Here is a 19,137-nt window from a genome sequence, read left to right on the forward strand (position 1 = left end):
CCTCTTCGTTCCTCGTCTGCCACCGGCGGCCCCGCGGCCGCCAGGACGCACCCTATGGGGCGCCGCCGACCACCGCCACGCCGACGTGCCAGGGTGCGCACCGCTCCCCCGCCCGACCGCGGCCGGGGGCCGGATCAACCCCGTACGTAGAAAGGGGCGACCCGGTTCAGCATCCAGTCGACCACCGGGTCGTCCGCGAGGTCGAGCAGTACGAGGTGGACGCCGCCGGGCAGCGGCGCGGTTCCCAGCGCGCGCCCCAGCGCCTCGTTGACCGCCCCCGGGTCGGCCGGGGCCGACGGATCGAGCTGGACGCCCACGAACATCACGGTGGGCTCGCCCTCCACACTGGCCAGTGCCCGCCGTGCGGTCAACACCCCCGGCAGGGCGAACAGCTCGTTCCGGCAGGCGGCCAGGAACGGCTCCGGGTCCTCGCCCGGCACCGGCTCGCGCAGCGCCACCCGGCCGCCGGACGGCGCGTCCCCGGCCTCCCAGCGGTCCTCGCGCGGCCCGCGGCGCAGTTCGGCCACGCCCTCCGGCGGCACCGGGATGCCCACCGCCGCCTCCGGGTTGACCGCGACCCCCACGCCCAGCGGCAGGCCCCGGGCGAACTCCCACATCGGCGCGACCGCGAAGGCCATCCCCGGCGCCTGCTGGACGAACACCTCCTGCGAGGAGAACACCGGCACGTACGGGTCGCCGGCCAGCTCGACGACCGGGAGGTCCAGCGACTGCCCCTGCGGGTCGCCGCCGGCCGGCAGCGGGATCCACACCTGGCTGCGGGCCAGCACCTCGATCACCCGGGGGGTCGCCCCCGGATCACCGAGCGCGGCGGTGAGCACCTGCTCCAGCTCGTTGGCCGGCCATCCGCCGCCCGGCGGCACCGGCTCCTGGCCGCCCCACCCCTGCTGCTGCTCCACCGGGTTCCCCATGCGCCGCTGTACCGCCCTCCGCTCGCCGACGCCCGCAGCCTAGCGGGCACCGCCCCGGCCCTGCTCCGGAGCGCCCCGGCGCCGGGCTCCCCGGTGGCCGGATCCCCCGGCCCGGCCCCTCCCCCTCTCCCCTCATCCGGGCGGACGTGCCATGATGTCCGCGTCTCGGGTGTATTCCCACCGAGGCCCCTAACTCCATACCGGCCGCTCGAACCCGCGCGGGAGAGTCCGGAGTGCCCCGTCTGGTGGCACAGCCGGCGCCGAAGGAGCAAGTCCTCCCCGGAATCTCTCAGGCACCCCTACCGCACGGGTTAGGCACATCTGGAAAGCGGCGCACGGCCCTGCCGTACGCCCACCCACGGTGCAAGCCGCCATGCTGTTCCCGTAGGACAGCGCGCGGTGAAGCTCTCAGGTTCGACGACAGATGGGGAGGCCCAGCCGCCGCATGCCCGCGCGCAGGGTCGGTCCCGAGCAGGGCCGGCTCCGGCGCGTGCACCCCTGAGTGCCCCGACCGAGGAGTTCCTGGCCATGTCCCTCCGCCTGACCGCGCTCGACGCGCTGCACCGCGCCCTCGGCGCGACCATGACCGACTTCGCCGGCTGGGACATGCCGCTGCGCTACGGGAGCGAGCGCGAGGAGCACCTCGCCGTCCGCACCAGGGCCGGCCTCTTCGACCTCTCCCACATGGGCGAGATCACCGTCACCGGCCCGCAGGCCGGCGAGATGCTGGACCACGCGCTGGTCGGCTTCGTCTCCGCGCTCGGCGTGCTGCGCGCCCGCTACACCATGATCTGTGCCGAGGACGGCGGCATCCTGGACGACCTGATCGTCTACCGCCTGCGCGAGGACGCGTTCCTGGTCGTCGCCAACGCCTCCAACGCCCAGCTGGTGCTGGACGAGCTGATCGCCCGCGCCAAGGGCTTCGACGCCGTCGTCACCGACGACCGCGACACCTACGCGCTGATCGCCGTGCAGGGCCCGGAGGCCACCGGCATCCTGGCCGACACCACCGACGCCGACCTGCCCGGCCTGAAGTACTACGCGATCCTCCCGGCCCAGGTGGCCGGCCGCGACGTGCTGCTCGCCCGCACGGGCTACACCGGTGAGGACGGCTTCGAGATCTTCTGCCACCCCGGCGACGCCGAGCAGATCTGGCAGTCGCTGACCGCGGCCGGCGCCGACCGCGGCCTGGTCCCGTGCGGTCTCTCCTGCCGCGACACGCTGCGCCTGGAGGCCGGCATGCCGCTGTACGGCCACGAGCTGTCCACCGAGCTGACCCCGTTCGACGCCGGCCTGGGCCGGGTCGTCCGCTTCGACAAGACCACCAACGAGGGCGCGTTCATCGGCCGCAAGGCGCTGGAGAAGGCCGCCGCCGCGGCCGAGGCCAACCCGCCGCGGGTGCTGGTCGGCCTGGTCTCCGAGGGCAAGCGCGTCCCGCGCGCCGAGTACAGCGTGGTCTCCGCCGACGGCGAGCCGATCGGCCGGATCACCTCCGGCGCCCCCTCCCCCACCCTGGGCAAGCCGATCGCGATCGCCTACGTGGACGCGGCGCACGCCGCCCCCGGCACCACCGTCGCGGTGGACGTGCGCGGCAAGCACGAGCCCGTCCAGGTCGTGGCGCTGCCGTTCTACAAGCGCGCCCGCTGACCCCTTCCCTTCCCGAGGCATGCCCGCCCACCGGGCCGCTTCGTCGTACCCGCTTCCCATCCTGGAGAATGACGTCATGAGCAACCCCCAGCACCTGCAGTACACCAAGGAGCACGAGTGGCTGACCGTCGCCGAGGACGGCGTCTCCACGGTCGGCATCACCAAGCACGCGGCCGACGCCCTCGGTGACATCGTCTACGTGCAGCTGCCCGAGGTCGGCGACACCGTGACCGCCGGTGAGACCTGCGGTGAGCTGGAGTCCACCAAGTCGGTGAGCGACCTCTACTCGCCGGTGACCGGCGAGATCACCGAGGTCAACCAGGCCGTCCTGGACGACAACGCCCTGGTGAACGGCGAGCCCTTCGACGGCGGCTGGCTGTTCAAGGTGCGCGTCGAGTCCACCGACGAGCTGCTGAGCGCGGACGAGTACACCGCGCTCACCAACCCCTCGGCCTGAGCCACCCGTCGGGGCGGGCCGCAGCGCGGCGGCCCGCCCCGCGCCCACCGGCTTCGCCCTCCCGTCGCCCGTCGCCGCCCCCGCGGGGGCGCCGCGCGCGGCTCTCCTTCTCTCCTCCCGGGAAGACCCCACCATGACGGTTCTGAACCAGTCCCTGCACGCCCTCGACCCGGAGATCGCCGCCGCGGTCGACGCCGAGCTGCACCGCCAGCAGACCACCCTGGAGATGATCGCCTCCGAGAACTTCGCCCCGGTGGCGGTCATGGAGGCCCAGGGTTCGGTCCTGACCAACAAGTACGCCGAGGGCTACCCCGGCCGCCGCTACTACGGTGGCTGCGAGCACGTCGACGTGGTCGAGCAGATCGCGATCGACCGGATCAAGGCCCTGTTCGGCGCCGAGCACGCCAACGTCCAGCCGCACTCCGGCGCGCAGGCCAACGCCGCCGCGATGTTCGCGCTGATCCAGCCGGGCGACACCATCCTGGGCCTGTCCCTGGCCCACGGCGGTCACCTGACCCACGGCATGAAGATCAACTTCTCCGGCAAGCTCTACAACGTGGCCGCCTACCACGTCGACGACAAGACCGGCCGGGTCGACATGGCCGAGGTCGAGCGCCTCGCCAAGGAGCACCAGCCGAAGCTGATCATCGCCGGCTGGTCCGCCTACCCGCGCCAGCTCGACTTCGCCGCGTTCCGCCGGGTCGCCGACGAGGTCGGCGCGCTGCTCATGGTCGACATGGCGCACTTCGCCGGCCTGGTCGCCGCCGGTCTGCACCCCAACCCGGTGCCGTACGCGGACGTGGTCACCACCACCACCCACAAGACCCTGGGCGGCCCGCGCGGCGGCGTCATCCTCTCCAAGGCCGAGTGGGCCAAGAAGATCAACTCCGCGGTCTTCCCCGGCCAGCAGGGCGGCCCGCTGGAGCACGTCATCGCCGGCAAGGCCGTCGCCTTCAAGGTCGCCGCCTCGGAGGAGTTCAAGGAGCGCCAGCAGCGCACCCTCGACGGCGCCAGGATCCTCGCCGAGCGCCTGCTCCGGGACGACGTCGCCGAGGCCGGTGCGTCCGTGCTCTCCGGCGGCACCGAGGTCCACCTCGTCCTGGTCGACCTGCGCAACAGCCAGCTCGACGGCCAGCAGGCCGAGGACCGTCTGCACGAGGTCGGCATCACCGTCAACCGCAACGCCGTCCCGAACGACCCGCGCCCGCCGATGGTGACCTCCGGCCTGCGGATCGGCACCCCGGCTCTCGCCACCCGCGGCTTCCAGGCCGAGGACTTCCGCGAGGTCGCCGACATCATCGCCGAGGCCCTGAAGCCGGCCTACGACGAGACCGTCGCCGCCTCGCTGAAGGCCCGCGTCACCGCGCTGGCCGACAAGTACCCGCTCTACCCGAACCTGTAGTTCGGGTGCAGGTGACCGGCCTCACCCCGCCGGTCCACCAGGGATTCCGGGGCACCGCGCACACTGGAGAGTGCGCGCGGTGCCCCGTCCCGTGTCAGCACCCGCCCGCCTGCTCATCCCACGAGACCAGACAAGGACGTCCCTCCGTGGCCATCAGCGTCTTCGACCTCTTCTCCATCGGCATCGGCCCGTCCAGCTCCCACACCGTCGGCCCGATGCGCGCCGCCCGGATGTTCGCCCGCCGCCTGAAGTCGGAGGGCCTGCTGACCGAGGTGGCGGCCGTCCGCGCCGAGCTGTACGGGTCGCTCGGCGCGACCGGTCACGGCCACGGCACCCCGAAGGCCGTCCTGCTCGGCCTGGAGAACAACTCCCCCCGCACCGTCGACGTCGACCAGGCGGACCGGGACGTCGAGCGGATCAAGGCCGAGAAGCGGCTCAACCTGCTCGGCACCCACGCCATCGACTTCGACCCCGACAGCCAGCTGGTCCTGCACCGCCGCCGCTCGCTGCCCTACCACGCCAACGGCATGACCGTCTGGGCCTTCCGCGCGGACGGTTCCACCCTGCTGGAGAAGACCTACTACTCGGTCGGCGGCGGCTTCGTCGTCGACGAGGACGCGATCGGCGCGGAGCGGGTCAAGCCCGACGACACCGCGCTGAAGTACCCCTTCCGCACCGGCGACGAGCTGCTCCGGCTCAGCCGGGAGACCGGCCTGTCCATCTCCGGCCTGATGCTGGAGAACGAGAAGGCCTGGCGGACCGAGGAGGAGATCCGCTCCGGGCTGCTGGAGATCTGGCGCGTCATGCAGGAGTCCGTCCGGGCCGGCATGTCCCGCGAGGGGATACTCCCCGGCGGCCTCAAGGTCCGCCGGCGGGCCGCCTCCGGGGCCCGCGCGCTGCGCGCCGAGGGCATCGGCCCGGCCAACGCGATGGAGTGGGTGACGCTGTACGCGATGGCGGTCAACGAGGAGAACGCCTCCGGCCGCCGCGTCGTCACCGCCCCCACCAACGGTGCGGCCGGCATCATCCCCGCCGTCCTGCACTACTACCTGAACTTCATCCCGGGCGCCGACGAGGACGGCATCGTCCGCTTCCTGCTCGCGGCCGGCGCCATCGGCATGCTCTTCAAGGAGAACGCCTCCATCTCCGGCGCCGAGGTCGGCTGCCAGGGCGAGGTCGGCTCCGCCTGCTCGATGGCCGCGGGCGGCCTCGCCGAGGTCCTCGGCGGCTCCCCCGAGCAGGTCGAGAACGCCGCCGAGATCGGCATCGAGCACAACCTCGGGCTCACCTGCGACCCGGTCGGCGGCCTGGTCCAGATCCCCTGCATCGAGCGCAACGGCATGGCGTCGGTCAAGGCCGTCACCGCCGCCCGGATGGCACTGCGCGGCGACGGCCGCCACCACGTCTCCCTCGACAAGGCGATCAAGACCATGAAGGAGACCGGGGCCGACATGAAGATCAAGTACAAGGAGACCTCGCGCGGCGGCCTCGCCGTCAACGTCATCGAGTGCTGACGGCCGCCGGCGCCGGCCCCCGCCGGCCCTGAGGTCCCGGACGCTCCACGAGGCCCGGTGGCCCGGACCTGACCGCTGACCGGACGCTGTTGGCCAATTCGGGCCTCGCCGTGACGTCGGTTCCCAAGACCTGGTTGTGGTCTTGGGAACCGACGTTGTCGTATGGGGAGGGTGTCGATGTCGATGCGTCCAAAGGGGCCTGGGGAGATCCCGGCGGAGACAGTACGGGTGGCGCGGGCCGCGTTCCCGAAAGGGAGTCTGGCGATCCGGGTCAGGGACGAGCTGGGAGTGTTGTTCCGCGATGAGGAGTTCGCGGACCTGTTCCCGTCGCGTGGGAAGCCGGCTTGGTCACCGGGCCGGTTGGTGCTCGTGCTGGTGTTGCAGTTCGTGGAAGGGCTCACCGACCGGCAAGCCGCGGAGGCGGTGCGGGCGAGGATTGACTTCAAGTACGCCCTCGGGCTGGAACTCGATGATCCCGGGTTCGACTTCTCGGTGCTGTCGGAGTTCCGGGACCGGCTGGTCGGGGCGGAGGCCGGGCGGCGTGTGCTGGACGGTGTCCTGGTCGCGTCCCGGGAGAAGGGGCTGCTCAAGACTGTCGGCCGGGCACGATCGACTGGGACCACCAGAAGGTCACGTGTCCTGGCGGCAAGACCAACGTCAACTGGAGCACCCGTCGCTCCCAGCAGGGACTGCCGGTGCTCCGTGTGCTGTTCTCCAAGACAGACTGCAGTCCCTGCCCCTTGCGGAGTGAGTGCACCAACTCGCCCATCGCTCCACGTCGTGAACTACGCCTGCGTCATCGCGAGGAACACCATGCCCTCCACGCGGCGAGGGCCGAGCAGCAGACCGAGGAATGGAAGGAGCGCTACCAGGTCCGCGCAGGGGTCGAAGGGACCATCTCCCAAGGCGTGGGGCGCTGCGGCCTGCGCAGATCCCGCTACCGGGGCTTGGCCAAGACCAGCCTCCAACACCAACTCACCGGAGCCGCCATCAACCTCGCCCGCATCGACGCCCACCTCACCGGCCAGCGCCGAGCCTCCACCCGCACCAGCCACTTCGCAGCACTCCGCCCCGCTGGATGAGATCCAGCGGGGCGGAATTAGCCAACAGCGTCCTGACCGGTCCGGGCCACCGGGCCTCGTCGTGCGCGCGGGTCCGCGCCGTGCGCTCAGCCCAGGTCGGCGGGCGCCGGCTCCGGGGCCCGGTCCCCCGCCGGAGCCGGGGCGGCCCGGCGGGCCAGGGCCGCGACGACGACCGCGGCGGCGGCGATCGCGGCGGCCCCGAGGAGGGTGCCGTGCAGGCCGGTGGTGACGGCGGTGCGGACGGCCTCCGCGGCCTGCGCCGGGAGGTGGTCCACGGCGGCGGGAGTCAGACCGTCGGCGGTCGGACCGGCGGCGTCCGCGCCGGGCCCGCCGGAGAGGGAGGACGACAGCCGGGCGGTGTAGACCGCACCGAGGGCGGCCATGCCCAGCGAGCCGCCGATCGTCCGGAACAGCATCACCGAGCCCATCGCGGCCCCCATGTCGCGCGGCGGCACCGCCGCCATGGTGGCCAGCAGGGTGCTCTGCATGACCAGCCCGATCCCGGCCCCGGCGACGACGGTGAGCGCCGAGGCGAGCAGCTGCGGGGTGTCCGTGCCGAGGGTGAGCAGCAGCAGGGTGCCGGCCAGCGCGACGGCGCTGCCGAGCAGCGGGTGGTGACGCCCGCTGCCGCCCCGGGCCGTCAGCCGGGCGGTGACGAGCTGGGCGCCGATCATCCCGAGCATCAGCGGCACCAGCAGCAGCCCGCCGGTGGTCGGGGAGGCGCCCTGGACGAACTGCAGGTACTGGGGCAGGTAGCCGACCAGGACGAGCATCAGCCCGCCGAGCAGGAAGCCGAGCACCAGGGCCTCGGTGACGGCGCGGTGGCGGAACAGCGCGGGCGGGATCAGCGGTTCGACGGCCCGCCGCTCGACCCGGACGAACCGGGCCAGCGCCACCACCGCGACCGCGGCGGCGCCGAGCACCTGCGGCGAGGTCCAGCCGTACGCGGTGCCGCCCCAGCTGCCGACCAGGGTGAGCGCCAGGACCCCGCCGGTCAGCAGGCCGACGCCGGCCCAGTCGATCCGCGCCCCGGTCCGGCGGTCGGTGTCCGGCAGCCGGACACCGACCGCGACTGCGGCGAGGGCGAACACCCCGACCGGCACGTTGACGTAGAAGGCCCAGCGCCAGCTGAGGTGGTCGGTGAGGAACCCTCCGAGCAGGGGCCCGCCGACGAACGCGACCGGCATCAGCACACCGATCACCGACTGCACCCGCCCCCGCCCCTCGGCCGGCACCAGCACCCCGACGACCGCCAGCGCGCCGACCATCAGTCCGCCCGCGCCCACCCCCTGGAGGGCCCGGAAGGCGATCAGCTGCTCCATCGACCGGGCGAGCCCGACGAGCACCGAGCCGGCCAGGAACAGCACCACCGCCCCCTGGTACGCGCCCTTCCGCCCGTACAGGTCGCCGAGCTTGCCCCAGAGCGGGGTGGCGGCGGCGGAGGTGAGCAGGTACGCGGTCACCGCCCAGGAGAGATGGTCGAGCCCGCCGAGATCGCCCACCATCGTGGGCAGCGCGGTCGAGACGATCTGGCCGTCCAGCGCGCCGAGGAAGATCCCGAGCATCAGCCCGATCACTCCCAGCCAGGGAAACCGCTCCATGGTTCCGCCCCCTCGTCCTCGTCCTCGTCCCCTCCTCGTCCCGGCCCTCAGCCGGTGAACGGCCGGACGCGCTTGGCGTCGCGCAGCGCCTGGGCCCACCAGGTCAGCTGGTCGAGCAGGGTCTTGGCGGCGGCGTCGGCGGCCGGGTCGACGGCCTTGCCGTCGGTGTCGAACCGCTCCCAGGCACCGTGGAAGCTGACGGTGTTGCGGATGGTCACGGCGTTCAGCTCGGCCAGGACGATGCGCAGCGCCTCGACGGCGCGCAGGCCGCCGGAGATCCCGCCGTACGACACGAACGCGACCGGCTTGGCGTGGAACTCGTGGTTGTGCCAGTCGAGGGCGTTCTTCAGCGGCGCGGGGTAGCTGTGGTTGTACTCGGGCGTGACGATCACGAAGGCGTCGGCGGCGGCCAGCCGGGGGGAGACGGCGGCGAGCAGTTCCTCCGTCCCGGGCGCGGCCTGGCCCCCGAAATCCGGCAGCTCGGCGGGCAGCGGGGTTTCGAGCAGGTCGACGACGTCGACCTCCAGATCGCCCCGGGCGTCGAGGTGCTCGCGCAGCCAGCCGGTGACGACCGGCGCGAAGCGTCCGCCCCGGGTGGAGCCGACGATGACGGCGACGCGGAGCTGTTCGACGGTGGTGGACGGGCTCGCGGACATGGGGATCCCCCTCGATGTGTACAACGTATCGCTGATGGATACAACGTACACATCGACGCGTACAACGTCTACTGCTGATACGTTGTACACATCGGCCGCCGTCACCCGGATCCCCCGGCCCCCGGCCCCCGGCCCCCGGCGGCCGACCCCACCGGAAGGAGCCGCCCATGACCCCGCCCGAGACCCCTCCCGAGGACGCCGCCGCGGAGCAGCCCCCCGCCTCACTCTGGGAACGCCTCGACCGCCCGGCCCCCACCCCCCGGAACGCGCTCACCCCGCACCGGATCGCCGCGGCCGCGGTCGCCCTCGCCGACAGCGAGGGCCTGGACGCCGTCACCATGCGCCGCCTCGCCACCACACTGGGCGTCGCCCCGATGGCCGCCTACCGGTACGTCTCCGGCAAGGACGAACTCCTGGAGCTGATGGTCGACTCCGTCTACGCCGAGCTCCCCCTGGACCGCTCCGGCACGGACTGGCGCGCCACCATGCGCGCCCTCGCCCTCGCCCTCCGCGCGATGAACCTCGCCCACCCGTGGACCTCCCGGGCCGGCACCTTCGCCCTCACCCCGCACCAGCTCGCCGTCCCCGAGCACGCCTTCGCCGCCCTCGCCGAACACGGCCTGGACGCCGACACCACGATGGCCGTCTTCCGCACCGTGACCGACTACGTGCGCGGCTCGGTCGCCACCGAGGTCGCCCTGCAGACCCTGCACCACGAGAAGGGCTGGCCGGACGGCGACGCGGCCCGCGCCGCCCTCGCCCCCCGGATGACCTGGCTGATGGCCACCGGCCGCTACCCCGCCTACCACCGCTACCTCGCCGAGGCCACCCGCAAGGACGACCGCGACTGGCAGTTCGAGACCGGCCTCGACTGCGTCCTGGACGGCGTCGCGGCCCGCCTCGGCATCTGACCCGCACGCCGGCCCGCTCAGCGCCGAGCCCGGGCCCGCCGGTCCGCCGGGCCCGGACGGGGGGCCCGAGCCCGCTCCCGTCCGGGCCCGGTGGCCCCGAGGCCCCGTCTACTTCAGGATCGACCGGGGCACGTCGGTGGCCCGGGTGAACACCGAGACCGGGATCTGGGTGTCGCAGTACTTGTTGCCGGTCGAGACGACGCCGATCACCACGCCGTCCACGACGAGCGGCCCGCCGGAGTCGCCCTTGCAGATGCTGTCGGTCGTCCCGGGACCGGGCATGCCGCAGACCTTCAGCAGCGGCGAGGTCTCCGCGTCGGCGTACGGGAAGCAGTCGACCGGCGCCGCGAGCCTGAGCACCGCCTGCTTCAGGTGCGTGCCCGGCTGCCCGTCACCGGTGCGGCCGTAGCCGTACACGGTGGCCGTGCGGCCGTACCGGTAGAGCTTCTCGTCGCCCTTGCCCGCCACCCGGACCGTCCGCTGCCGGAGCGGCCGGTCGAGGGTGAGCACCGCCGAGTCGTGGGCCAGGGCGGAGGTGAAGCGGGGGTCGACCTTGAAGCTCTTCACCCTCCGCTCCTGGCCGCCGGTGCCGGTGAGGTCGGTCCGGCCCGCGATCACCCGCAGGGTGGTCGGGTCGTCGGCCTCGGTGACGCAGTGGCCGGCCGTGAGGACCTTGGTCGGGGCGATCAGGGCGCCGGTGCACCACTGCTGACCGTCGGCCGTCTCCAGGGCGATCACGAACGGGTGCGCCCTGGTCGTCGTGTCCGACCCGCCGTGGACGGCGGCGGCGGGCGTGGCGGCCACCGCCAGGAGCCCGGCGGCGGCCAGCAGGACGGCGAGCGGGCGCCGACCGGTGCGGGCGGGGGCGTCGGTGCGGTGGGGGGTGGCGGTGCGGTGCGGGCGGCGGTTCGGGATGCGCATGCGGGGTGCTCCTCTTTCGTTCGGGTTCACGGGGTGGGACGCCGGGCGGTTCGCCCGGGTCGGTTCGCTTCGGCGGGGCGGCGTCGCCGCCCGCCCGGTCACTGCCGGAGGGCCTCGGCCTCGGTCGACCGCCACAGGCCGGACGAGGGGGCGTGGACGAAGGACGTGGTGCGGACGGTCACCGTGGCGCCGTCGTCGAGCGCGACGGTGAGCGCCGTCGAGGTGGCGCCGCTGCCCGGGGCGCCCTCACCGACCAGCGTGACCGCTTCGTATCCCGCCTGTCCGGGCATCAGGACATTCGGCCCGCCGCCGATGCCGCCGGGAACGGCGGCCTTGATCCCGCCCGCGAAGGTGACGACCCCGACCAGGCCCAGATCGCACGGGGCGGTCCCGGTGTTGCGGGCGGTGAGCAGCAGGCGCCCGGCCGGGCGGGAGACGGGCTTCGCCGTGACGGCGAGCTGCCCGGGCTTGCAGCTCGGTGCCCGGTCGGGCACGGCTGCGGGGGTGGCGGGTCGGGCCGCCGGGGGCGCGGGTCGCGGCACGGCGGGTGCGGTCTTGCCCGGCGTGGAGGGGGACGGACGGGGCGCGCCGCCCTGTGCGCCCGCCCCTCCACTGCCGGCCCCGGCGGGAGCAGCGGGCACGGCGGGCACTGCGGAAGCGGCGGGAGCAGCGGCCGACGCCGGAGGGGCGGGCGGGGCCGAGGCGGCCGGGGGCGCCGGGACGGCGGCCGGTGCGTCCACAGCTCCCGCCGTGGCCGTGGCGTTCGGCGTGACCGCGGAGTGCGGGGCGGTCGCCGCGGCGGTCGTCCCGCCGGCCGGTCGACCGCCGGAGCACCCGGTGAGGGCGACCGCGCCGAGGACGGCCAGGGTGCACGGGATCAGGATGCGGTGGACGGTCACGGGTGGGTCCTCTTCTCCGCCGGAGGGCGTCGACCGGTCGGGCGGATCCGCTCGGCCGGGGCGTCGGTCTGCCGCCGGACCGCAGACTCGCCCGGGTCCTGTCCCGGCCGCCAGAGCTTCCGGGCGATTCGGGACGCCGGAACGCCTACGGGTACCGTGAGCTGCGCGTTCGGCGGGGCCTGGAACGCCGTCACGGGACAAGGGGGGCACCGGATGAGTGTCGAGACGGAGCGGTTCGCGGAGCTGCTGAGGGAGCTGAAGGACCGTTCGGGGCGCAGCTACGGCACGCTCGCCGCCCGGCTGCACGTCAGCACCTCCACCCTGCACCGCTACTGCAACGGCGCGGCCGTACCCAACGAGTACGCGCCGGTGGAGCGGCTGGCCCGGCTCTGCGGGGCGAGCACCGACGAGCTCGTCGAGCTGCACCGCCGGTGGATCCTGGCGGACGCGTCCCGCCGCCGGGATCCCGTAGCCCCGGCCGCCCGGCCGGTGCCCGCGCCGGTGCCGCAGCCGCTGCCTGAACCGCAGCCGCAGCCCGAGCCGGAGACCGGGCAGGCGGCTCTGCCGGAGTCGCCGTCCGCGCCCGGGCCCGGCGGAGGCCCGCGGCCTCCGGCGGTCCGACCGGCCTCCGCGCCGAGCAGCCAGGAGGCTCCGAGTCAGAAGGCTCCGGTCCCGGACGAGCGGGCCCCGGACGAGCGGGCCCCGGACGAGCGGGCCCCGGACGAGCGGGCCGGGGACGACAGGGCCGGGGACGGGCCCCCACAGGAGCCCCGACGCCGCCGGCGCGTCGCCCGGATCCTGCTGAGCGCAGCCGCCGTGGCCGTCGTGGCCGCGCTGGTCCCGGTGGTCGTCCTGTCCGGACGGTCCGGGACCCCTGCGGCGGGCCCCGGACCGTCGGCAGCCGCCGTCCCTCCGGCCGACCCGGCGGGGACGCCCCCGCCCACCACGGCCCCGCCGTCCACACCCGCGCCCGCGCAGACGCCCACGCCCACGCCGACGCCCACCGAGGACGACGCGCCGCCCTTCCACGTGAACGTGCTGACCGACAACTGGGGCAGCCCCTGCGGCCAGTGGTTCCTGTCCGCCCAGCCGCCCGGCACGACGCCCGCGCCGCCGGGAGGCCGGCGGACGGACTCCTGGGCAGCCTCCCAGCACGCCGTCCCCGGCGGGCACCTGCGGCTGCAGCTGACCGCGCAGGGTTCCGAGGACAAGCCCGTCGTCCTGCACGCCCTCTACGTGCAGGTGGTCGGCACCCGCCCGGCGCCCAGGTGGAACGCCTACACCATGGGCTCGGGCTGCGGCGGCGGCCTCACCCCGGCGGCCTTCGCCGTCGACCTGGACGCGGCCGCGCCCCGGCCCGTGCCCGTCCCGGCGACGGAGGGCAACACGAGGGGAAAGTCCTCCGACTTCCCGTTCCGGGTCTCGTCCACCGACCCGCAGGTGCTGAACGTCGACGCCTCGACGGCCGGCCAGGACGTCAGCTGGTACCTGGAGGTGGTGTGGAGCAGCGGCGACCGCCAGGGCACCCTCACCGTCAACGACCACGGCAAGCCCTTCCGCACGGTCGGCCTGCGCGGTGCCCCCGGCTACTTCTGGGCCGACGGCACCCGTGGCTGGACCCGCACGCCCACCGACGACTGAGCCCGCCGGGAGCAGGACGCCGGACGGGACCGGCCTGCCACCCCCCGTCCCCGCTCCCCCTCCGTTCCCTCCACCCTCTTTGCTCCGTCAGCCGCCTCCGCTCCGTCAACCCCCTCCGCTCCGTCCGTGACTGTCGGACCTCCCTGGTTGAGTGCCGCCATGACCACCGGTGCACGACCGCTCCCCGCCATGCCGCTCGACGACTTCTGGGCGATCGTCGAGACCGCCGCCGCCCGGGCCTCGGCGGAGCGGCCGTTCGCCGGCCGGCTCGCCGCGCTGCTCGCCTCCCGGCCCCGCCCGGAGATCGCCGCGTTCGAGCGGCGGTTCGGCGAGCTGCACGGGGCGCTGTACCGGTGGGACGTGTGGGGCGCCGCCTACGTCATCGGCGGCGGCTGCTCCGACGACGCGTTCACGGACTTCCGCGCCGGGGTGATCTCGCTCGGCCGGGACTGGTACGAGCGCGTGCTCGCCTCCCCCGACAGCCTCGCCGGGCACCCGGTGGCGCGCGGCAGCGACCCGGAGGAGCTGGAGGAGCTGCTCTTCGACGAGGAGGCCAACTACGCGGCGCACCGCGCGTTCGAGCGGACCCCCGGCGAGGAGGACCGGGACGCGCTGACCGCCGGCGGACCGCCCTCCGGGCGCACCGCACCCGACATGGGCGAGGGGTTCGACTTCGACGACGAGGACGAGGTCGGCCGCAGGCTCCCCGGCCTGGCCGCACTGTTCCTGGCCTAGGGTCCGCCCTCGGACCGCCGCCGTCCGCCGTCCGCCGTCCGCCCGCCCACCGGCCGTTCCCTGCGGCGATCGAACGATCGCCGGGAAGCGGCCTAACGGTGCGCGGGGCTGGGCAGGCTCGGTCGGACGTCGGGTCGACGACGGTCGCAGAACGAGCTGAGGAGCCGGCGATGGCCGCAGTGCACGAATCCGTACTCGACGCGATCGGCGGGACACCGCTGATCCGTCTCGCCCGACTCGGCGCCGGACTCGCCGCGCCGGTCTACGCGAAGGTCGAGTTCCTCGGCATCGGCGGCAGCGTCAAGGACCGCGCCGCGCTGTCCATGGTGCTGGCCGCCGAGCGGGAGGGCCTGCTGAAGCCCGGCGGGACGATCGTCGAGGCGACCTCCGGCAACACCGGCATCGGCCTGGCGCTCATCGGGCAACAGCGCGGGTACCGGGTGATCGTGGGGGTGGCCGACAAGGCCGCGCCGGAGAAGTCGGACATCCTGCGGGCGTACGGCGCGGAGGTGGTGCTCGCGCCGACCGTCCTGCCGCTGGAGGACCCGGCGCACCTGTTCAACGTCGTCCGGCGGCTCGCCGAGGAGATTCCCGGAGCCTGGTTCGCCAACCAGTACGACAACCCGGCGAATCCCGGCGCCCATGTGCGGACCACCGGGCCGGAGGTCTGGGAGCAGACCGGCGGCCGGGTGACCCACTTCGTCGCGGGGGTCGGCACCGGCGGCACCATCACCGGTACCGGGGAGTACCTCAAGGAGGTCTCGGGCGGCGCGGTGACCGTCGTCGGCGCCGACCCCGAGTCCTCGGTCTACGGAGGCGGGGACGGCAGCCCGTACTTCGTCGAGAGCATCGGCCACTTCGTCCACCCCGCCACCGCCGAGGACCGCTGGCCGGAGGCCTACCGGCCGGACGTCGCGGACTCCTTCGAACGCGTCCCGGACCGCGAGTCGCTGCTGACGGTGCGCAGACTCGCCCGCGAGGAGGGCATCCTGGCCGGGCCGTCGTCCGGCACGGCGGTGGCGGCGGCCCTGCGGGTGGCGCGGCGGCTGGGCCCGGACGACCTGGTCGTGGTGCTGCTGCCGGACTCGGGCCGCTCGTACCTGTCCAAGGTGCACAGCGACGCGTGGATGCGGGAGTGGGGCTTCCTGGAGGAGCCGGACGGCCTGCGGCCGCTCCTGGCCGGTGCCGGGCCGCTGGTCACGGTCGACGCCGCGGCGACGGTCGGCGAGGCGGCGCGGGCGCTGCGCGCGGTGCCGGACGGCGTGGCCCCGGCCGTCCTGGCGCGGGCGACGCGCCCGTACGGGGTGAGCGTGATGGAGGTGGTCGGCTCGGTGTCCCGGGAGGTGCTGGCGGCGGCGCTCGCGGACGGCACCGCCAAGCCGGACGCCCCCTTGGGCGCACTGATCGGGCCGGCGCTGCCGACGGTGGGCGTCGGGCAGTCGGCGGCCGAGGCCCGCGCGGCGCTGGGGGAGGCGCATCCGGGCGTGCTGGTCCTGGTGGACGGCCGGGCGGCCGGGGTGCTGCCGAGGTCGGCCCTCGGCAGCGGATAGGACGGGCCCGGCGCGGACCGCCCGGTCGTGGCCGGGTCCCCGGTCAGCGGACGACGTCGAACACGTTCTTCTGCAGGCCGTTGGCGTAGACCTCGTGCTCGACCAGCTTCAGCTTCTGGACGTCCTTGTCGGTGGCGCTGAACAGCCGCTTCCCGGCGCCGAGCAGGAGCGGGAAGACCAGCAGGTGGTAGCGGTCGATCAGACCGGCGTCGGAGAGGCTCCGGGTCAGGGAGGCACTGCCGTGGATGATGATCGGTCCACCCTCGGTCTCCTTGAGCGCGGCCACGTCGTCGACCGAACGCAGGATCGTGGTCTCGCCCCAGCCGGTGACCAGGCCGTCCTCGGTGAGCGTGGTCGAGACGACGTACTTCGGCATCACCTTGTACTCGGCGAAGTCCGCCATGTCCGGCCACACCGCGCTGAACGCCTCGTAGCTGGTCCGGCCCAGCAGCATCGCGGCGGCCTCCTGCTGCTCCCGGCCCTTGATCTCGAAGGCGTCGGGGAGGAACTCGACGTCCTTGAAGGTCCAGCCGGAGTTCCGGTATCCGGGCTCGCCGCCCGGAGCCTCGACGACGCCGTCGAGCGAGATGAAGGCGGTGCTGATCAGGGTTCGCATCTGAAGGTCCTCGGTGACTCGTGTCCGCTTCCCGGCATGTCCGACCGGTGCGCCCCGACGGCGTCGGCGGCCGTCGGCTTACCGGTCATGATCTATGACTGCCGATCAGGGACGAAGTCATCGGTCCGCACGGTGTTTCTTCGCCGGGAGCCTTCGCCGGGAGTCTTCGCCGGATTCGCGGACCGGCGCAGGGCGGTCCGCCCGTACCGGCGTGCCGGACGCGCCCGGACGCGCCCGGGCGCGTCCGGGCCGCCCTCAACCGGGAACCGGCGCACAGACGTTGATCGGCCCGCCGCCTAGACTGCCCGGAAGGGCGGACGGAGGGGGTGGGGCGGGGTGTCGACGGCACGGGACTGGGCGTTCTACCAAGGCGTCGACGGATCGGCGCCGGTGCAGAAGGAACTGCAGAAGGCCGATCTCGCCCCGCACGAGCGCGCCCGGCTGTTCGTCCTGCTGAACCGCGTCAAGGAGCGGCAGACGCTGCCGGGCGACGTCAAGGACCTGGGCGACGACCTGCTGGAGGTGCGCCTCACCGGCGACCACCGCACCTTCCGCCTGCTCTACGCGGAGGAGTCGGGGGGCCTCGTCCTGCTCGCCCTGTCGTTCTTCCAGAAGAAGTCCCAGAAGACCCCGTCGAACGAGCGCGGCACCGCCTCGAAACGACTCCGGGAGTGGCGGCGGAGGTCACCGAACGGATGAGTTCCCGGTTCTCGGTATCGGTTTTGGGCGATACTGTGGGAGCACTCGGAGGGGAGGCGGCCATGGCATCGACACTGCATGATCTTCTCGGCATCGACCCGGACGATCCCCGCACCGCAGCCGCGCTGGACGACGCGACGGCCTACGCCGAGCTGATCGAGACCCTGGTGGTGGCCCGCCGGAAGTGCGGGCTGACCCAGCGCGACGTGGCGGAGCTGATGGGCACCTCCCAGTCGACGGTCTCCGAGTTCGAGCGCGCCGGCGGCGACGCCCGCTACTCGACGCTCCAGCGCTACGCCCGGGCCGTCGGCGCCCGGCTCCACACGCTGGTCGACCACACCTCCGCCGACCTGACGCCGGTCTGGACGCCCGCGCCCGTCGAGGTGCGGGTGCAGGTCCGGGTGGCGACCCGCGAGGGCGCTCGACGGCCCCGGACGACGGTCTGGACGGACGGCGACGCCCGGTCGGTGACCGTCTGATGACGCCGCCCGCCGCCCGCCGCCCGGTCCGGCGGTTCGGGAGCTTCCAGGAGCTCGCCGAGGCCGCCCAGCTGGACGACGTCGTCTTCCTGGAGGTGGGCGGGAGGCGGCTGTTCGACCGGCCGGAGCCCCGGCCGGAGGAGGAGCTGCGCACCGCGCTGTCGGTCTGGCTCCGGCAGGGCGACGACGGCGCCACCCTGGAGGTGCGCTGCCGGCTGGAGCTGGCCGCCGCCCAGGCGGACTTCGTCGTCGACGCGGTGGCGGCGTTCTCGCTCGGCGGGCCGTTCGAGCTGGGGGCCGAGGCGCAGCAGTGGTTCGTCGACCAGATCGGCGTGACGGTGCTCTACCCGTACCTCCGGGAGTCGGTGCACAGCACGGCCGCCAAGCTGGGAATCGACACCCCGTTGCTCTCGGTGCGCAGCACGTGGCCGTCGGCACATCCCGCACACGCCGCACACACGGGTCACTCCGGCCGTGAATAGCTCCGATCGTGAATAATCTCAGGCGCCAGCGTGAACCTATGCAAATTCCCAAGGTGAACTAAGTTACAAACCTTGCAATCGAAGCCACTCGGTTTGCCCACATGCTGAGATCCGTGCGATAGTCGACATGTCCGACGGCGGGCGACGACAACTCGCCGCGGGCACACCGAGACCACGGCTGGCCCGACCTGGCGCAGCCGTCGCCCATCGCGCGGCACGCACCCCCTTGGCCGGCGCGATGACCTGCACGGGCCCCCAGCCACCGGACCACGGTGAATCGGGGGCCCTGCGTGTTTCCCGGGCCCGTTCGAGCCGCAGGGGCCGTTCGAGCCCCCGGTCCGTTCGAACCCCGGCCCTCAGTGCCGCTCGCGCACCTTCAGCTCGAACCAGACGCCCTTGCCGCGCGGCATCAGGTCGGCACCCCAGCGGTCCGCCAGGTCGTCGACCACCTTGAGTCCGCGCCCGCGCTCGTTGATCGGCAGCGGCTCGGCCAGGATCATGCACGGCAACGCCCGCGACGAGTCCCGCACCTCGACCCGGAGCCAGCCGGGTTTCCGCGACACCTGGAGTCCGATGGTGCGCCCGGCGGCATGCCGCACCGCGTTGGCCACCAGCTCGCTGGTCAGTAACTCGCCGACCTCCAGCTGCTGGTGCAGCTCCCAGGTCTCCAGCACCGAGAGCACCAGCCGGCGCGCCACCGGGCCGGACTCCGGCCGGGAAGGCAACCGCACCTCACCGGACGCCGACTGGTCGCACAGCCTGCCGACGTACATCCGCTCCAGCTCCTCCGAGCTGAGCCGCTCCAGGGCCGCCAGCGCGTCCTGGAAGCACGCCCACGACGCGTCAGCAATCAAGCTGGACGCGAGAAGTGATGACTGATCTGTTTCGCCCCAACCCGCCATGCGGTCCATCATTG

General features: G+C 73.7%; 18 protein-coding genes, 1 pseudogene and 1 riboswitch. Of the genes and pseudogenes, 12 read left to right on the forward strand and 7 right to left on the reverse strand.

The window, feature by feature from the left end; all coding sequences use genetic code 11:
• Positions 1-134 precede the first annotated feature (134 nt).
• Entirely contained in the window at positions 135-929 is a 795-nt protein-coding gene (locus PUR56_RS37000; protein WP_329952184.1) for an enhanced serine sensitivity protein SseB, read from the reverse strand.
• A gap of 209 nt (positions 930-1,138) precedes the next feature.
• A riboswitch (glycine riboswitch) is annotated at positions 1,139-1,244 on the forward strand.
• A gap of 213 nt (positions 1,245-1,457) precedes the next feature.
• Between PUR56_RS37000 and gcvT the strand changes: the two genes are divergently transcribed.
• The 5 genes and pseudogenes from gcvT (at position 1,458) to PUR56_RS37025 (ending at position 7,031) form a co-directional block, all read left to right on the forward strand.
• Positions 1,458-2,576: a glycine cleavage system aminomethyltransferase GcvT gene (gene gcvT, locus PUR56_RS37005; protein WP_329952185.1), complete on the forward strand. Its 1,119-nt coding sequence runs from the start codon at positions 1,458-1,460 to the stop codon at positions 2,574-2,576.
• 76 nt (positions 2,577-2,652) lie between these two features.
• Complete coding sequence (gene gcvH / locus PUR56_RS37010; RefSeq protein WP_329882952.1) at positions 2,653-3,033, forward strand: glycine cleavage system protein GcvH; 381 nt, start codon at positions 2,653-2,655, stop codon at positions 3,031-3,033.
• A gap of 133 nt (positions 3,034-3,166) precedes the next feature.
• Entirely contained in the window at positions 3,167-4,435 is a 1,269-nt protein-coding gene (gene glyA, locus PUR56_RS37015) for a serine hydroxymethyltransferase (RefSeq protein WP_329882953.1), read from the forward strand.
• Between the two features lie 146 nt (positions 4,436-4,581).
• Entirely contained in the window at positions 4,582-5,949 is a 1,368-nt protein-coding gene (locus tag PUR56_RS37020) for an L-serine ammonia-lyase (RefSeq protein WP_329882954.1), read from the forward strand.
• Between the two features lie 177 nt (positions 5,950-6,126).
• A pseudogene (locus PUR56_RS37025) lies at positions 6,127-7,031 on the forward strand (transposase).
• 86 nt (positions 7,032-7,117) lie between these two features.
• On the opposite strand, the gene PUR56_RS37030 reads toward PUR56_RS37025, so the two are convergent.
• On the reverse strand, positions 7,118-8,632 hold the full coding sequence (locus PUR56_RS37030; protein ID WP_329952186.1) for an MDR family MFS transporter: 1,515 nt from the start codon (positions 8,630-8,632) through the stop codon (positions 7,118-7,120).
• A 47-nt stretch (positions 8,633-8,679) separates the two neighbouring features.
• Positions 8,680-9,288 carry an NADPH-dependent FMN reductase gene (locus PUR56_RS37035; RefSeq protein WP_329882956.1) on the reverse strand — a complete coding sequence of 203 codons (609 nt, stop codon included), beginning with the start codon at positions 9,286-9,288 and terminating at the stop codon, positions 8,680-8,682.
• 167 nt (positions 9,289-9,455) lie between these two features.
• On the opposite strand from PUR56_RS37035, the gene PUR56_RS37040 reads away from it, so the two are divergent.
• On the forward strand, positions 9,456-10,199 hold the full coding sequence (locus PUR56_RS37040; RefSeq protein ID WP_329952187.1) for a TetR/AcrR family transcriptional regulator: 744 nt from the start codon (positions 9,456-9,458) through the stop codon (positions 10,197-10,199).
• A 108-nt stretch (positions 10,200-10,307) separates the two neighbouring features.
• Here the strand turns inward: PUR56_RS37040 and PUR56_RS37045 are convergent, their stop codons facing one another.
• Positions 10,308-11,120: a S1 family peptidase gene (locus tag PUR56_RS37045; RefSeq protein ID WP_329952188.1), complete on the reverse strand. Its 813-nt coding sequence runs from the start codon at positions 11,118-11,120 to the stop codon at positions 10,308-10,310.
• Positions 11,121-11,218: 98 nt separating this feature from the next.
• The gene (locus tag PUR56_RS37050; protein WP_329952189.1) at positions 11,219-12,019 is read right to left on the reverse strand and encodes a hypothetical protein; all 801 of its coding nucleotides are present in this window, start codon (positions 12,017-12,019) and stop codon (positions 11,219-11,221) included.
• 213 nt (positions 12,020-12,232) lie between these two features.
• Here PUR56_RS37050 and PUR56_RS37055 point away from each other — a divergent pair, with 213 nt between their 5' ends.
• The 3 genes from PUR56_RS37055 to PUR56_RS37065 all read left to right on the forward strand — a co-directional run bounded on the left by PUR56_RS37055 (position 12,233) and on the right by PUR56_RS37065 (position 15,945).
• A complete protein-coding gene (locus PUR56_RS37055) occupies positions 12,233-13,660 on the forward strand; it encodes a helix-turn-helix domain-containing protein (RefSeq protein ID WP_329952190.1) in 1,428 nt (475 codons plus the stop codon).
• 159 nt (positions 13,661-13,819) lie between these two features.
• Entirely contained in the window at positions 13,820-14,395 is a 576-nt protein-coding gene (locus tag PUR56_RS37060) for a DUF4240 domain-containing protein (RefSeq protein WP_329952191.1), read from the forward strand.
• A 170-nt stretch (positions 14,396-14,565) separates the two neighbouring features.
• Positions 14,566-15,945 (forward strand): pyridoxal-phosphate dependent enzyme, encoded by a 1,380-nt coding sequence (locus tag PUR56_RS37065; protein ID WP_329952192.1) that lies wholly within the window; start codon positions 14,566-14,568, stop codon positions 15,943-15,945.
• 43 nt (positions 15,946-15,988) lie between these two features.
• On the opposite strand, the gene PUR56_RS37070 is transcribed toward PUR56_RS37065, so the two are convergent.
• Positions 15,989-16,561 carry a dihydrofolate reductase family protein gene (locus PUR56_RS37070; RefSeq protein ID WP_329952193.1) on the reverse strand — a complete coding sequence of 191 codons (573 nt, stop codon included), beginning with the start codon at positions 16,559-16,561 and terminating at the stop codon, positions 15,989-15,991.
• A 336-nt stretch (positions 16,562-16,897) separates the two neighbouring features.
• Between PUR56_RS37070 and PUR56_RS37075 the strand changes: the two genes are divergently transcribed.
• From PUR56_RS37075 to PUR56_RS37085, 3 genes are all read left to right on the forward strand, one after another.
• Positions 16,898-17,260: a type II toxin-antitoxin system RelE/ParE family toxin gene (locus PUR56_RS37075; RefSeq protein WP_329882964.1), complete on the forward strand. Its 363-nt coding sequence runs from the start codon at positions 16,898-16,900 to the stop codon at positions 17,258-17,260.
• Between the two features lie 62 nt (positions 17,261-17,322).
• Complete coding sequence (locus PUR56_RS37080; RefSeq protein WP_329882965.1) at positions 17,323-17,739, forward strand: helix-turn-helix domain-containing protein; 417 nt, start codon at positions 17,323-17,325, stop codon at positions 17,737-17,739.
• Complete coding sequence (locus tag PUR56_RS37085; protein ID WP_329882966.1) at positions 17,739-18,221, forward strand: hypothetical protein; 483 nt, start codon at positions 17,739-17,741, stop codon at positions 18,219-18,221. The genes PUR56_RS37080 and PUR56_RS37085 overlap by 1 nt, the downstream gene beginning before the upstream one ends.
• A gap of 356 nt (positions 18,222-18,577) precedes the next feature.
• Here the strand turns inward: PUR56_RS37085 and PUR56_RS37090 are convergent, their stop codons facing one another.
• The gene (locus PUR56_RS37090; RefSeq protein WP_329882967.1) at positions 18,578-19,075 is read right to left on the reverse strand and encodes an ATP-binding protein; all 498 of its coding nucleotides are present in this window, start codon (positions 19,073-19,075) and stop codon (positions 18,578-18,580) included.
• Positions 19,076-19,137 lie beyond the last annotated feature (62 nt).

Source organism: Streptomyces sp. BE303, assembly GCF_036290945.1.
In the GTDB taxonomy this organism is placed as follows: Bacteria; Actinomycetota; Actinomycetes; order Streptomycetales; family Streptomycetaceae; genus Kitasatospora.